2 protein-coding genes are annotated in these 693 nt (G+C 36.7%); both read left to right on the forward strand.

Annotated elements, in window-relative coordinates; all coding sequences use genetic code 11:
- A partial coding sequence (locus BHU72_RS09315) for a helix-turn-helix domain-containing protein (protein ID WP_218076124.1) occupies positions 1-382 on the forward strand: 382 nt, incomplete at its 5' end.
- Positions 383-474: 92 nt separating this feature from the next.
- On the forward strand, positions 475-693 hold a 219-nt coding region (locus BHU72_RS16555; RefSeq protein WP_367114477.1), incomplete at its 3' end, for an IS3 family transposase.

A 693-nucleotide genomic window follows, 5' to 3' on the forward strand; every position in this document is an offset into this window, starting at 1 on the left:
GGTTTTAAAGTATAATGGTCATGAGAAGTTGAAAACTTCCGGTACAGGAGGGTTAATTATCATGACAAAAGGCCGTACAACTACATACAATGAACGAATTGATATCGTCAAATACTGCATAGAGCACCAAAGCAATTATGCTCAAACAGCAAACGAATTTCAGGTTTCCTACCAGCAAGTTTACTCTTGGACAACCAAATATTTAAAAAATGGTGTGGAAGCACTTCAGGACAGACGTGGCAAAAAGAAGTCTGAGAATCAGATGTCTGAGGTAGAAAAACTCAGGGCACAGAACAAGCTGCTAGAAGCTGAAAACAGAAGAAAGCAGATTGAGATAGACTTCCTAAAAAAGTTGGACGAGATAGAAAGGCGGCGATTTTAAATCCGGTTCAGAATGAAACAATATATCTCGCTATACAAAATCTTAATAACGAGAAATCCTATTCAATAAGTGAACTTTGTAAAGTCGGTGGCATCCAACGTTCTTCATATTATAAGTGGCTAAATAGAAAAGAAAGCGATAATGAGAGTTTCAACAAAACTTTATTATCAATCATCAAAGATGCTTATGAAGAAAAGAACGGAATCCTTGGATATCGCCAAATGACAATCAAAATAAACCGAGAACATGATTTTCATGTGAATCACAAGCGAATCTACCGACTGATGCAGATCTTACACTTGAAATCCGTA

The sequence above is a fragment of the Desulfuribacillus stibiiarsenatis genome, assembly GCF_001742305.1.
Taxonomy (GTDB): domain Bacteria; phylum Bacillota; class Bacilli; order Desulfuribacillales; family Desulfuribacillaceae; genus Desulfuribacillus_A; species Desulfuribacillus_A stibiiarsenatis.